Consider the following 13,834-nt stretch of genomic DNA (forward strand, 5'->3'; position numbering starts at 1 on the left):
CGGTGCATCGGGCGTTCGGCGCGGTCTGCCCGATCTTCGACCGGATGAGGCCGCCGCGGAATATCGACGGCCAATCGATTGCGGCATGCGCGCGGGCGACGCGCCGCAGCGGCGCTTCGTTCGCGTGATTTGCCGCGTACGTCTGCCGTGTTCCTGTGTCTTCGCGTACCTTCGCGTGCCTTCGCGTTTCGTCATGCCGTGTGCGGCAAACACGGGCGAGCGGGCAGGGGATCGATTGACCCGGCGTATTTGTTCGTGTTCGAGTTTTTAATAAAAACAGATGCATTGTGATAAGAATACTTATCCTGTCTTATCCATTCAGCATCGCCGATTCCCCCGCTTGTCGCTTTCGTTCGCTGGTCACCACTGGCGGGAGTTCGCAGCCGTCCCTTCCACATTGGCTGGCTGACCGTCATCCATGGCTTCGTCGCGTTCGTCGCCCATCGCAAGCCGCGTTTGTCGGGGGGCATCGGATTTTCGGTTTCCTGTGGGCCGTACTGGATTCGAACCAGTGACCAACGGACAAAAAGTCGGCCGCTCCACCAGCTGAGCCAACGGCCCGGTTCGTCCGATGTCCGCCCGCCACCACGGCACTTTTCGTGTTTGCCCTAGCGGATTTCGATCGTGCGACTCACGGTCTGTGTCGGCTCCGACTTTGGCACGGTCAACGTGAGTACACCGTTATCGAACTTTGCCAACGTGCGATCGGGGTCGGCGTAGTCCGGCATCGGGATCGTGCGGATGAAGCTTCCGTGGGCGCGCTCCAGCCGGTAACAGCCGTTTTCCTCGCTGCGTACGTCCTGCTTTTTCTCTCCGCGCAGCACGATTGCCCCGTCCTCGACGCTCACCTTCAGATCTTCGCGCGCCATTCCGGGCAGTTCGGCGGTCACGCGCAGCACCGGTCCTTCATCGACGACGTCGATGCGCGGCTGGAAGCGCGATGAACTGAAGTCGCCGAACCATCGTTCGAGCGCGCCACGGCCTGCGAGCGGGTCATGAAGGAATTCCTCCACCGCACGCCACGGCTCACGTGAGAACAGTCGCGGAATGTCGGGCCACGCGGCCCGCCACTGTTCGCTTGACGGCGGGTTTTCCGGGCCTTCCGCGTCGGACTTGCGGGCAGTTCCGCGAAGGAACTTGAAGGGGTTCCACTTTTTCGGATCGGTATTCATGGCATCCTCCGATTCAGCTTCAATCCGTTTCGAGCGTGGCGGCCAGCCCCTCGGGCAGCAAGCGTGCCCCGAGCCTCGACTGCGCCGGGCATGCCGCGATCGATCAGTTGCACCGCGTACTCGAGCGCATCGCGCTGCGTTTCGGCCGCGCTTGTCCAGCGCTCGCCGAAACGCGGCGGATGCCGGTCGGCCGACACCTCATCGTTCCGTTCGATCCGGACGATGGCGATGTAGCCATCCGGCGCGGACGTGCGTGTCGCGATCGTCGCATGGGCACGGTGCGGACAAGGACCGCATGCCCTCTCCAGGACTCCTGAGCGACATCGGAAACCGGTGCCTCCCGCGCCTGGTTCGCGACGGGCGGCGGCGTTTTCCCCGCCGCCCATCTTCCCGACCCGCCGTTGCCGCAGGGTCAGCCGGTCCTGACTTCGATGCGCCGTGGGCGAGCCTCGTCGCGACGCGGGATCGTCAGCTTCAACACCCCGTCCTGGAGGCTTGCCTCGATCTTCGACGTATCGAAGTCCGGTGACAGCGTGAACGTCCTCGCGAAGTGCGGCTCCCGGACCTCGGCATGCTGCAGGCGCAGATTTGCCGGCGTCGGCACCACCGCCTCGGCCTCGATCGAGAGGCTGCTGTCGTGAACCTTGACGTCCAGCTTGTCCTTCGTCACGCCGGGCAGATCTGCCCACAGTGTGACGCCCTGATTGCTCTCGTAGATGTCGACGGCCGGGGTGAGGGTGATCCGGCGCGTGGCCTGTTCCGCGTCGCGGCGCGTGACTGCGGATGGGTCGCGTTCAGCCAGTTTGGTCATGTCGTTCATGATCGGCTCCTCGAGTTACTGGACGGTGATGGCGCGTGGCTTGGACGACTCGCGCTTGCCGATACTGATCGACAGGCAGCCATTTTCGTAGCGCGCCTGGACCTTGTCGGGATCGGCGGTGTCGGGCAGCTCGATGACGCGCCGGAAGGCGCCGACGAAGCGCTCCTGCGCATACGTACGCGTCTCGCTTTCAGTGTCGGGTTGCGTCGATTTGCGTTCGCCGCTGAGGGTCAGCAAGCCCTTGTCGATCGACACGTCGAGTTCGGCGGCGTTGACGCCCGGGGCGAAGGCGACGATCTCGATCGACTCGTCCGTCGCGCCGATGTTGATCTGAGGAAATGCGCCGAGCCGGCTCGCGCGGATGCTGGACGGGAAGCCGCCGAAGAGTTGCGCCATCTGCTGCTGCAGGCGGTCGAACTCGCTGAAGAAATCGGTTCCGAAGTAAAGATCGCTCATGATCGTATCCTCCTGGATGGCAATCGGGAGGCGAACGGGCCTACGCGCTCCAGTTCGCCTGCCGGACTGCCGGCAAACAAATCGAAACACGCAGCGCGCGGGATGAAACGGTTCGCGCGTCTGCCTGAGCGAAACTCAAGATAGGCACTCTGCGGAAAATTTCAAGGGGCGGCGGCAGATTTTTGCACTTGAAATTCCGGTGCTGGAACCTATCATCGCAGCGGCTTGGAACTGCATGCGGAGGACGCCATGGAATTCGATACGGACTGGCTTACGCTGGGCAGGCATCGTATCCGGCTGCGCTCGACGAAGGGCTTTCCGACCGAGACGATGCGCACCGTGACCGAGGTCGTCAGGCTGGCGATCGACAACAACATGAGCGCGCGGGCGCGACTCGTCGAGATCGTCTGCCGGCAGGAAAAGACCTACGACGTGCTGGTCGGCACGACGATGGCGGAGGACAAGACTTGTGCACCGCAACTTGAAGCCGCGGTCGCGGTCGTGCTGGGCCTGTTGCCCGAGCAGATCAACATCACGGTCACCCCGGTCACGCAAAAGGAGGTCGATCTGCACTTCGGCGTGTACGAGCGGATGCTGTCGGAGAAGCTGAGTTCGACGCCGCCGATCCGCTGACCGAGCGGTTCGGCGCGCCGCCGTACGGCCGGCGCAGGTTCGCGTCTGCCGACATGCCGGCGCGGGGCGGGCACGGCGGCAACGATCGCGGAATGGGGCACCAGACCGACGCCGGACGTCGGATTGGCGATCCACCTGGACCGGCGCACCCATGTGCATGCTTCATGCCCGTCCTCAACCGTGCGTCGGCCGAAGCGCGCGCCCCATCTCCGCGATCGGCATCGCCGCGATCGAATTCAGCAGCCGCGTCTCGCCGGCGTCCGGGCGTGCGATTGCCCGCACTTCCTCGAGCGTCTGCGCGACATGGCGATCGAGCGGTTCGAGAAAGCGCTGCAGCTCGCTTGCCGCCGCTTTCTCCCTGAGCCCGAGCGCCTGACCGAACGCGATCAGCGCGGCCGCATCGATTTCGACAAAGCGCGTCGCGTTGCCGAGCGGCATCGTCAATTCGCAGTGCGGCCAGTGATCGCCGCGATGGTCGGGGCGGTGCGTCGGCGTGTGATACACGACCGTGCTGACGATGTCGTAGAACGGCGCGAGCCGGTAGCCGCGCGCGTCGACGAAGAACGACAGGTTCTTCAGGTGCGCGTCGGCATTGCCGACCACCACGTTGAACACGGTCCAGCGGAACACCGACAGGCGCGCCAGCGCGCGCGTGCTGGTGCGCTCGATCGCGCGGGCGAGCTCCTGCGCGTTCGCGCGCTGGTACTTGAAGCCGCGGTCGTAGTTGAGCAACTGCATCGCGTCGATCGTATGCACGCGTGCGGCCGGCGCCGACGCGACGTCGCGGTCGAACCGGTCGATCACGTAGCACGCGGACGGCGCGCGCAGGAAGTGCACGTCGGGGACGTCGAGCCCCATCTTCTGCGCGAGCTTCATGCAGAAGAATTCGTTGATCGCCGAGTGCGGGTAGCCGGCCGCGCGCATGTCCGGCTTGAGCAGGTGCATCGACGGCTCGCTGCCGACCGGCTCGTACAGCGCGTAGTCGGGTGCATCGCCGCGCAGCACCAGCAGCAGCTTCTGCTGCGCACCGGCCGCCGACATGCGCTTGGGCGCGGTGGCCGTCAGCGCGCGCTCGGGCATCGCCCGGATCCGGCGTTCGAGCTCGTCGAGCGGCAGCGGCTGCAGGCTGCCGGGCGCTTCCCGTTCGCCGTCGGCCAGCAGCGTCAGCGCGCCGGCCGATTCGCGCCCGAAGTACGCGAGCAGGCCCCACGCGTCGGCGGCGTCGACCTTCGCCTCGCGTGCGAGCGAGGTGCGCATGCCTTCCTCGGGCAGCAGGTTGTCGAAGAACCACTGGACCGGGCGATCGGTCGACGTGTCGGTGTAGGGGCCGGCGCGCAGCGCGAACGCCGGGGACAGCGGATAGGCGGCCGGGGACGCGAGCCATTGCGGGTCGTACGCGAACGACCAGATGCCCTTGTCGTCGGTCAGCGTGCCCATGCGCACGCCGTTGGCGGACGCGATCAGCGTTCTAGCCGCCATGGCTGCTCCTGCGGCGTTGCGCGGCCTTCAGCGCGGTGGCTTCCGAAATCTCGACCGACGACTCGGCGTACAGGCGCACGCCCAGTTCGCCGAGCAGCAGCATGACCTTGCCGATTTGCGCGGTCGGCTTTCCGCCTTCCACCTGGCTGATGAATTTCGGCGACAGCCCGGTCGCGTTCGCGAGTTCGTCGCGCGTGAACCCCTGCTGGAGCCGCGCCGCGCGGATGAGGTGGGCGAGCGCGCCGATCGTGTCGACGGACTGGGACTCCGACATGACGTTCTCCGTGCTTCGTATCTGATCGGGAACAGTATTGCACAACTCGCCGGCCGGGGCATCATTTCGTATCCGTACAGGAACGGAGCGGCGAACCGGGGAGCCGGTACGTCGTTTCGTACCCGATCGGGTACCGGGAGGCGCGGAAGCGTGACGCAGGCGATTTTCGTATCCGAACGGATGCGGAGAAGGACGGGACCGTGACGGCGGCCCGGTCGCATGCGCGCGCGACGACTGAGCGGTCAGGGCGCTGGCCGTGCGCGCGGCGACACGCCGACACTGCGACAGGCGCGCGAGCCGGGCCCGAACCTTGCGCGCCGCAAGCGTCGTCCGCGGCCACGCCGCGACGCATCACGCAAGAAGATTTACAGGGAGGCGCGCATGGAGCCGATGCCGGTCGTACTTCAGTGGGATGCGGTCCTCGTCAGGATCGTCCTGGCGCTCGTCGCGGGCGGGCTGATCGGCCTCGATCGCAGCGAATCCGGCAAGACGGCAGGGCTGCGCACGACGATCTTCGTCTGTCTCGCCGCGTGCCTGGCGATGCTGCAGGTCAATGCGCTGCTGCCGCAGGCCGGCAAGCCGCAGGACGGGTTCTCGGTGCTCGACCCGATGCGCCTGCCGCTCGGCATCCTGACCGGGATGGGCTTCATCGGCGGCGGCGCGATCCTGCATCGCGACGGCCTCGTGTCCGGCGTGACCACGGCCGCGACGCTGTGGTTCGTCACCGTCGTCGGACTGTGCATCGGCGGCGGCCAGCTGTCGCTCGGCGCGCTCGGGCTCGCACTCGCCCTCCTGGTCGTATGGCCGCTGCGGTTGGTCGAGCAGCGCGTGCGCAGCGTCAGGACTGCGCTGGTCACGGTCGAGTACGAACTGGGCTCGACGGCGCGCGAGCGCCTGACGACCGGGCTGCACAATGCGGGCTTCGCGTGCCGCACGCGCGGTTTTCGCGAAACGGCCGCGCGTGCGTTGCGCGAGGAAGAACTGCTCGTGAAGTGGCGCGAACCGGCCGACGCCGATGCGATGCTGCGTCAACTGATCCGGATCGTCGAATCGGCCGGCCTGACGTCGATCCGCTGTTCCGAGGAGAACTGAGCCGCACCGCGCTTGCCGGAACGTCGGCGGGTTGCATGCCTGACGGCTGGGAGTCGAGTACATCGTGGTTTCTCCTGCATTGTGAATACGCGTCGAAAATCGTGCTCGAGGAGAGCATGACGTCCACGCACCTGCGATCCGCGATCCGCGATCCGCGATCCGCGATCCGCGATCCGCGATCCGCGATCCGCGATTTGCGGTGCGGGGCCCAAAGCGCGTCATCGCAGCCTGCGTGGCGGGCAACCGTGCGTCGAGAATGTCGCATCGGATTCTGCAATGGTGTTCGAGCAAACACCAATGCGGATAGCCGGGCTGACTCGGCTTTCGATGGCGCGACGTCCGTTGCATCGTCCACCGGCGCACGCGTCGCCGACGCAACTCGGCAATAGGAAAAAAATGCTGTGTTGTGCGGATCGTGATTTTCCGCTCGCTGCGGCCCGTTTCAACTAGAATGCACGCACTTTCCGGTGCCCTCCATGACGACCGCACGTTCCCGCAACCGATTGACCGCCTGGCTTGGCATTTTTGCCATGTGGCTCATCGTCATTGCGCCGAGCGTGAGCCAGGGCCTCGCCGCTCGCGACGCGGATACGCCGATCGCACCGATCTGCTCGGTCGACCGGCAGTCGGACGCCGACCATCACGCGCCGGCGGTCCACTTCGATGCGTGCGGATATTGCGATCTGCTCGCCCATCACGTGCCGGCACCGGCATCCGCGATACCGCAACTGCACGCGGTCGAAAGCTACGGCGTCGAACAACCTTCGGCTTCGCTTGCGTTCGTCTCTCGGGACGTACGCCGGGCAGCACGCCCCCGGGATTCACCGTCCTTCATCTGAAGCAACTATTTCCGGCCATATAGAGCGCTTCCGCAGAATCGCGCGGAACGCCTTTGGTCGCTCGTTTGTAATTTGGACACGCCACATCCGTGCATCCGCGACACGCGGATCGCGCGTGCGCGTCCGTGCCAGATGAAAGTTGGATGACATGCGAATCGAATCGAAGAAAACCGTCGACGCGGCCCTCGCCGCGCTCGTCTGCCTGACCGGCCTGACCCTGCCGATGGCCGCCCGCGCGTGCGCAACCTGCGGCTGCTCGCTGAGCACCGATGCCGCGATGGGCTATTCGGCGATGCCCGGCTGGCGCATCAGCCTGGACTACACCTTCCTTCCGCAGAACCAGTTGCGCAACGGGACGAGCGCGGTATCGCCCGGCGTGCCGGCGGCGATCAATGCGGCGGGCGGCAGCCAGGAAGTCGAGCACCAGACGATCAACCGCTACTGGAACCTCGGGATCAACTACAGCCCGAACCCGAAGTGGAACTTCAGCGCCATCGTCCCGTTCATCGACCGCGGCCACTCGACGTACGGCAACGCGACGCCGGATCAGCTTACCCCCGACAACCTGAGCGGCGTCACGAGCAAGGGGCTTGGCGACATCAAGCTGATCGCCAGCTATCAGGGCTTTTTGCCGACCCACAATCTCGGCGTGCAGCTCGGCGTCAAGCTGCCGACCGGAAAATACGGCGGCCAGAACGTACTGACGGGCGCCAGTGTCGGCCGCAGCCCGGTGTTCTTCTCGTCGGGCCCGAACGGCGCGAACGGCCAGGCCCTGGATACCAGCCTGCAGCCCGGTACCGGCAGCACCGACGTGATCGTCGGCGCGTACTACTACCAGCCGATCAGCCAGAACTTCGATGCATTCGTCAACGGCCAGTTCCAGTCGGCCGTGTTCGAGAACCTCCACGGCCTCGGCCAGGACTTCCGGCCCGGCAACCAGGCGACGGTCAGCATCGGCCTGCGCTACGAAGCGAACCCGAGGATCGTCCCGCAACTCCAGATCAACGTGACCCGCAAGAGCGCGGACCAGGGCGCACTCGCCGACACTGCCAACACGGCGGGCACGGTCGTCTATCTGTCGCCCGGCGTGACGGTGAACGTCGTGAAGAACCTGAACGTGTATGCGTTCGTCCAGAAGTCGCTGTATAGCCGCCTCAGCGGCTATCAGCTATTCCCGCGCTGGTCGGGCACGGTGGGAGCGAGTTATGCGTTCTGACATGGACAGGTCGCCGCGCACCGTGCGCGGCCGGTCGCGACGCGACTGGCTGCGCACGGCTGCAGGCGTGGCGGTGGGTGCCTGTGTCGGCGGCTGGCTCCCGGCCGCGCAGGCCAACGGTCTGGCAGTCGGCCGTCCCGCGCCCGGACTGGTTCTGCACACGATCGACGGACAAAGCATCGCCACCGAGGATCTGCGCGGAAACGTCGTCATCCTGACCTTCTGGGCGACCTGGTGCGAGCCCTGCCGAACCGAGCTCCCGCTGTTGTCCGCGTATGCCGCGCGTCATGCGGCGAAAGGCCTGCGCGTGCTCGGCTTCAGCCTGGACGGGCCGGAGAGTCTCGCGGACGTCCGGCAAGTGGCGGCCGGCTTGAGCTTTCCGGTCGGCCTGCTGGGCAGTGCCTACGCTGGCGCATATGGCCGCGTCTGGCGCATCCCGGTGAACTTCACAATCGACCGGAACGGGCTCCTCGTCGACAACGGCTGGGATGATCCGAAGCCTGCCTGGACAGCTGATCGCCTCGAGCGCGTCGTCACGCCGCTGTTGCATGGTTGAAATGGCGGCGAAATCAACTGAACCCCGTGAACTGATTGATCGCGGGTATAGCAACAGGGGAATCGGCTGTCGTGCCGAGCCGATGTACAATCGCGCGCCATGAACGCACTTCGCCACTTTCTGCACCGGCTTGGCGTCGCGCGACAGCTACTGTGGATTCTCATCCTCGTGTCACTGCTGTCTCGCGCGCTGATGTCGGGCGCCGTGATGCTCGATCCGGACGGTCCGGATGCGGGCTCGGTGGTGCTGTGCTCCGGCCGCGGTCCGCTGATCATCGGCGCGACCGCGCTGACAGCGCGTTTCGACGCGAGCGCGCCGATCACGCCGGCCAACGATGCACTGGCGCTCGTCAACGTGCTCAAGCACGGTACCGACGCCGGCAAGCCGGCGTCCGCCGATAGCAGCAACGGCGTCTGTGCGTTCAGCGCGGCACTGTTCGCCGCACTGGTGTCGTTCGTACTGCTCGTGCTGCTGTTTCCCGCCGCGGCTCCGCGGCGCTTCCGCCTTCCGCCCGACGGTGTTCTCCCTGCGCGATCGATATTCGACGATCGTCCACCCTCCCGGGCCCCGCCTCAGTTCTGCTGAACGTTCCGGTGTATTGCCCGTGCGCGTCGACGTGCGCGGGGTTTCATGCCGTTCGTTTCGCTGAACCTGCATCATCAATTCAACCGAATGCTCGCGCCGCGCGTGTGACGTCGGCATGCGCGCCGCTTGCGCGTGCCGCGCGTCGCACGTTCCGCCGCAGCACGTATGCCATTTCGACCTGCGCGTGCCGTACCGTGCCGCCGCCGGTCGGTGCCGCGCGTAACCTGCGACGTCGTTGTCGCTGCCGGGTTGCGCATCACGTCGCGACGAGGGCTGCCCCTTCCGATCGACGACAACGAGGAGGTAACACTATGTCGACCGCCGTCGAGCAGGCGATCTCGCCCGCTCGCTCCGCAAGCGCCGGTTACCGGACGCTCTGGCGCTGGCATTTCTACGCCGGCCTGTTCGTGATGCCGTTCCTCGTGATCCTCGCGATCACGGGGACGCTGTACTGCTTCCAGCCACAGATCGAGCCGTTGCTGTATCCGCATCGGCTGATCGTCGCGCCGCGCGATACGCCGAAACTCGATGCCGACACGCTGCTCGCGAAGGCGCGCGGCGCGATGCCGGCCGGCGCCACGCCGGTGTCGATCCAGGTATCCACGGCACCGGATCGCAGCGCAGAGTATGTATTCCGGCTGCGCGACGGCCGCCGCGAGAGCGTCTACGTGAATCCGTACGACGGCAGTGTGCTCGGCACGCTGAGCGTCGAGCGCCGGCTCATGCAGGTCGACCGGATGCTGCATCGCAAGCTGCTGCTCGGCAAGACCGGCGAACTGCTGATGGAGCTTGCCGCGTGTTGGACCTTCGTGATGATCGGCACCGGGGTCGCGCTGTGGTGGCCACGCGGCGCGGCAAGCGTCGGGCGGGCGCTACGGCCAGACCTCTCGCTGCGCGGTCGGCCGCTGTGGAAGAACCTCCACGCGACTGCGGGCATCTGGCTCGCGGCCGGCACGGTGGCGTTCATCCTGACAGGGTTGCCATGGTCGGGCTCGTGGGGCAAGAGCTTCAAGGCGCTCGCCGCGACCGTGAACCTCGGTGAGCCGGACGGCGCGTGGGGCGGCTCGTCGGTGCGCTCGACGCGCCCGGGTATCGCGACGGTGCCCGCGCGAGCGCCGGCTGCGACACCGGCCGGCCATCACCACGAATCGGGCGGGCCGATGCCGGGGATGGTGATGGACGACCTGCCGCTGCCGCAAACGCCATGGGCGGTCGGCAACGTGCCCGTTCCGCATTCGCCGTCGGCGCCGACGCCGGCACCGCTGCCGCTCGCACGCGCGATCGCGTTCGTCGCCGGGCTCGGCGTGACGAACGGCTACACGCTCGCGTTGCCGGCGGGCGCGGACGGCGTGTTCACCGCGTCGTACTTCCCGGCCGACCCTGAAGCGGAGCGGACGATCTACATCGACCAGTACAGCGGTGCCGTGCTGAAGGACGTCCGCTATGACGACTACGGCGCGGTGTCGAAAGCCGTGTCGTACGGCACATCGCTGCACATGGGTCGTTACTTCGGGCTCGCGAACCAGATCGTCTGTGCGGTGCTGTCGCTCGGGCTCGCCGCGATGGCCGTCACGGGCGCCGTGATGTGGTGGAAGCGCCGCCCGGCAGGGAAACTGGGTGCACCCACGCGCGAACGCGGTGCACCGCGGATGCGCGCCTGGATCGCGGGGCTCATGCTGCTCGGCATCGTGTTTCCGTTGATGGGGACGACGATCCTCGGCGTCTGGCTGATCGACCGGTTGCTGTTCGGCCGTGCGGCGCGCACGGCGGCCTGATTCGTTCCGCGCCGGCGCGCAGAGCACGCCGACGCGACAGGCCCGAGCCACGGCGTGGCTCGGGCTGTTGGCGCTGGTGTTGGCGCTCGTTTCGCCGGTCGTCTCGCAACTGCGTGCCGGTGAACAAAATCCCGGCATGCCCGTCGCGGCGATTTGCTCGGCGACGGGCGTCGTCTCCGTGGTCCACGCCGACCCTCACACGCCATCAGGCTCGCATCTCGATCGCTGCGGCTATTGCGGATTCCTCGCCGGTCATCCGCCGCTGCAATACGCAGTTCACTTCCCCGATTCCCCGGCCGTGCAGCACGTGCTGCACGAGCCGCCGATCCCGCTCGGCCGCCGCCCGGCAGCGCGCTATGCACTCGCTGCGCGCGGGCCGCCGCTCGCGCGTTCCTGACGCGTTTCGCGAGCGAGCCACCGCACGACCGCGCGAGCCCGCTCGTCCCGATTGCCCGCACTGCCGATGCCCCGGCCGTGTCCGCGCGCGGCAGCGACTGCCGTGCGCGGCGCGGCGCATCGACCCATTACACCCATTTCATACGCATAACGACATGTTTCCCTTATCCCGCATGGCCATCGCGCTGTCTGGTGCGATCTCCGTCCTTTCCGCATCGGCCGCGTGCGCGCAGAGCGCTGCCGCGACGACCGGCGCGCCGGCCGCATCGATGTTGCCGGCGATCACGGTCAACGCGAACCGCACGACGGATTCGCTGACGTCGAAATCGACCAACGACCTGAAGCGTACGCTCGACCAGACCGTCGGCGCGGTCGGCTTCGTCGACGCCGACAGCTTCAAGAACACCTACGCGTTCACGCTGCGCGACGTGCTGAAGGATGTGCCCGGTGTGTTCGTCGAGAATCGTTACGGACAGGAACTGCGCCTGTCGGTCCGCGGCTCGGGGATCGCGCGCGGCTACCACACGCGCGGCCTCGAGATCCTGCAGGACGGCATCCCGACCAACCTCGCCGACGGCAGCGGCGATTTCTACCAGATCGATCCGCTCGCGCTGCAAGCGGCTGAAGTCTACAAGGGCGGCAACGGTCTCGCGTACGGCGCGTCGACGCTGGGCGGGGCGATCAACTTCATTACGCCGACGGCGTACACGGCCGACGCACCGAACATCCTGCGCGTCGAAGGCGGCAGCTACGGCACGGTCCGCACGAGCGCGCAGCTCTCGCGCGTGATCGGCCCGCTCGATTTCCTCGCGAACTTCAGCGTGAATCACGCGGACGGCTATCGCGCTCATGAACGCGGCCAGTACGAGCAGTTCAACGCGAACGTCGGCTACCGGTTCAGCCCGACGGTCGAGACGCGCTTCTACGTCGGCGTGTACGTCGTCGACCAGTTGCTGCCCGGCACGCTGTCGCTGTCCGACGCGCTGAACAATCCGACGAAGGCCGCGCCGAACGCGCTATCCGGCGACCAGGCGCGCAACACGCGCACCGAGCGGATCGCGAACCGGACGACGGTGAAGCTCGATTCCGGCGAACTGCAGTTCGACACGTGGGCGATTCACAAGAGCCTGTATCACCCGATCTTCCAGGCGCTCGACCAGGACGGCTGGACGTACGGCTTCGCGCCGCGCTATACGGGCCACCTGACGGTGGGCGGGATGCGCAACGACCTGATCGTCGGCGCGCGCTTCTTCGGCGGACGCACACAGGCGAACCAATACGTGAACGTCAACGGCGACAAGGGCAGGCAGACGCTCGACTCGACGCAGATGGCGTTCAACTACGAGGCCTATGTCGAAAACCGGCTGTTCTTCCTGCCGACGGTCGCGCTGATGACCGGCGTGAAGGCGCTGCGCTCGGTGCGCGAATACATCGACAACGGCGGGCTCGCGACCGATCGGGCCTACAAGTCGACGAGCGCGACCTACAGCGGGATCAATCCGAAGCTCGGCCTGCTGTGGCAGCCGGACAAGAACACGCAGGCCTATGTCGACATCACGCGCAGCCAGGACGTGCCCGACTTCGGCGATCTGACGCAGACCTTCTCGAACACGACGCGCTTCACGCCGCTCGCGTCGCAGCACGCGTGGACGCTCGAGTTCGGCACGCGCGGCACGCGCGACCGCATGAGCTGGGACGTGACCGCGTATCGCTCGATCGTGCGCGACCAGTTGCTGCAGTACACGACGAACCCGGACGTTCCGGCGTCGACGTTCAACGCGAACAAGACGGTCCTGCAGGGCATCGAGGCCGGCGCGTCGGTCGAGCTGTTCCGCAACGTCACGGGCCGCGGCGTCGGCGACAGGATCACGCTGTCGGGGCTCTGGAACCTGAACGACTTCCGCTTCAAGGATGATCCGCAGTACGGCAACAACCGGATCGCGGGCGTGCCGCTCAACGTGCTGCGCGCGACGCTTGGCTACTCGCGTCCGAGCGGCTTCCACATCGCTGCGACGCTCGACTGGGTGCCGTCGGGCGCGTGGGCCGATGATGCGAACACGCTGCGCGTGCCGAGCTACACGCTGCTGGGCCTGCAGGCCGGCTACGACTTGCGCAACGGGCTGTCGCTGTTCGTCGACGCGCGCAACCTGACGAACAAGCGCTACGTGAGCGACATCAGCACGGTCGCCAACGCGCGCACCGCGAGCAGCACGGCGATCTTCTACCCCGGCGAGGGCCGCAGCATCTTCGCCGGCATGCGTTACGCGTTCTGAGGAGAGCAACGATGAAACGTTCCAGTCTGACCCGTTCGACGCTCGTGCTGCTGGCCCTTCATGCCCCGGTGTCGCACGCGGCATCTTCCACGGTTGAAACGCCCTGATTCCGAGCTCGACCACTGGCCGTTGAACGGCGATTCCCGATCACGCGATTTTCGCATTCGATCCATTCATGCGGTCGCATCTTTACCCGATCGATTGTGTGACAGACATTTCCAATGAGCAAAAGAGCATATCCAGCAACGTGGTTCATTCCGGCATGCTT

Annotated in this window: 14 protein-coding genes and 1 tRNA gene; 9 read left to right on the forward strand and 6 right to left on the reverse strand. The window is 66.4% G+C overall.

The window, feature by feature from the left end; translation table 11 throughout:
- Positions 1-488 precede the first annotated feature (488 nt).
- From PL79_RS25430 to PL79_RS25450, 4 genes are all read right to left on the reverse strand, one after another.
- A tRNA-Lys gene (locus PL79_RS25430) sits at positions 489-561 on the reverse strand.
- A 47-nt stretch (positions 562-608) separates the two neighbouring features.
- Positions 609-1,172 carry an Hsp20/alpha crystallin family protein gene (locus PL79_RS25435; RefSeq protein ID WP_044843462.1) on the reverse strand — a complete coding sequence of 188 codons (564 nt, stop codon included), beginning with the start codon at positions 1,170-1,172 and terminating at the stop codon, positions 609-611.
- Between the two features lie 412 nt (positions 1,173-1,584).
- Complete coding sequence (locus PL79_RS25445) at positions 1,585-1,992, reverse strand: Hsp20/alpha crystallin family protein (RefSeq protein ID WP_044843463.1); 408 nt, start codon at positions 1,990-1,992, stop codon at positions 1,585-1,587.
- A gap of 15 nt (positions 1,993-2,007) precedes the next feature.
- Positions 2,008-2,448 (reverse strand): Hsp20/alpha crystallin family protein, encoded by a 441-nt coding sequence (locus PL79_RS25450; protein WP_044843464.1) that lies wholly within the window; start codon positions 2,446-2,448, stop codon positions 2,008-2,010.
- A 249-nt stretch (positions 2,449-2,697) separates the two neighbouring features.
- Here PL79_RS25450 and PL79_RS25455 point away from each other — a divergent pair, with 249 nt between their 5' ends.
- Entirely contained in the window at positions 2,698-3,081 is a 384-nt protein-coding gene (locus tag PL79_RS25455) for a hypothetical protein (protein WP_044843465.1), read from the forward strand.
- A 174-nt stretch (positions 3,082-3,255) separates the two neighbouring features.
- Here the strand turns inward: PL79_RS25455 and PL79_RS25460 are convergent, their stop codons facing one another.
- Together PL79_RS25460 and PL79_RS25465 are read right to left on the reverse strand one after the other, a co-directional pair.
- Positions 3,256-4,560, reverse strand: coding sequence for a HipA domain-containing protein (locus PL79_RS25460; protein ID WP_044843466.1), 1,305 nt, complete (start codon positions 4,558-4,560; stop codon positions 3,256-3,258).
- Positions 4,550-4,834: a helix-turn-helix domain-containing protein gene (locus tag PL79_RS25465; RefSeq protein WP_044843467.1), complete on the reverse strand. Its 285-nt coding sequence runs from the start codon at positions 4,832-4,834 to the stop codon at positions 4,550-4,552. The genes PL79_RS25460 and PL79_RS25465 overlap by 11 nt, the downstream gene beginning before the upstream one ends.
- A 381-nt stretch (positions 4,835-5,215) precedes the next feature.
- Here PL79_RS25465 and PL79_RS25470 point away from each other — a divergent pair, with 381 nt between their 5' ends.
- The 8 genes from PL79_RS25470 to PL79_RS25505 all read left to right on the forward strand — a co-directional run bounded on the left by PL79_RS25470 (position 5,216) and on the right by PL79_RS25505 (position 13,566).
- Positions 5,216-5,926, forward strand: coding sequence for an MgtC/SapB family protein (locus PL79_RS25470; protein ID WP_044843468.1), 711 nt, complete (start codon positions 5,216-5,218; stop codon positions 5,924-5,926).
- Positions 5,927-6,402: 476 nt separating this feature from the next.
- On the forward strand, positions 6,403-6,765 hold the full coding sequence (locus PL79_RS25475) for a DUF2946 domain-containing protein (protein ID WP_044843469.1): 363 nt from the start codon (positions 6,403-6,405) through the stop codon (positions 6,763-6,765).
- Positions 6,766-6,988: 223 nt separating this feature from the next.
- Complete coding sequence (locus PL79_RS25480) at positions 6,989-7,981, forward strand: transporter (RefSeq protein WP_235879352.1); 993 nt, start codon at positions 6,989-6,991, stop codon at positions 7,979-7,981.
- Complete coding sequence (locus PL79_RS25485) at positions 7,971-8,537, forward strand: peroxiredoxin family protein (protein ID WP_044843471.1); 567 nt, start codon at positions 7,971-7,973, stop codon at positions 8,535-8,537. Before PL79_RS25480 ends, PL79_RS25485 begins: the two co-directional genes overlap by 11 nt.
- A gap of 99 nt (positions 8,538-8,636) precedes the next feature.
- The gene (locus tag PL79_RS25490) at positions 8,637-9,122 is read left to right on the forward strand and encodes a hypothetical protein (protein WP_044843472.1); all 486 of its coding nucleotides are present in this window, start codon (positions 8,637-8,639) and stop codon (positions 9,120-9,122) included.
- 311 nt (positions 9,123-9,433) lie between these two features.
- Positions 9,434-10,897: a PepSY-associated TM helix domain-containing protein gene (locus tag PL79_RS25495; RefSeq protein ID WP_044843473.1), complete on the forward strand. Its 1,464-nt coding sequence runs from the start codon at positions 9,434-9,436 to the stop codon at positions 10,895-10,897.
- Entirely contained in the window at positions 10,875-11,294 is a 420-nt protein-coding gene (locus PL79_RS25500) for a DUF2946 family protein (protein WP_044843474.1), read from the forward strand. Before PL79_RS25495 ends, PL79_RS25500 begins: the two co-directional genes overlap by 23 nt.
- A 154-nt stretch (positions 11,295-11,448) precedes the next feature.
- Positions 11,449-13,566 (forward strand): TonB-dependent receptor family protein, encoded by a 2,118-nt coding sequence (locus PL79_RS25505; RefSeq protein ID WP_044843475.1) that lies wholly within the window; start codon positions 11,449-11,451, stop codon positions 13,564-13,566.
- The last annotated feature ends 268 nt before the right edge of the window (positions 13,567-13,834 follow it).

The sequence above is a fragment of the Burkholderia sp. USMB20 genome, assembly GCF_000949135.2.
Taxonomy (GTDB): domain Bacteria; phylum Pseudomonadota; class Gammaproteobacteria; order Burkholderiales; family Burkholderiaceae; genus Burkholderia.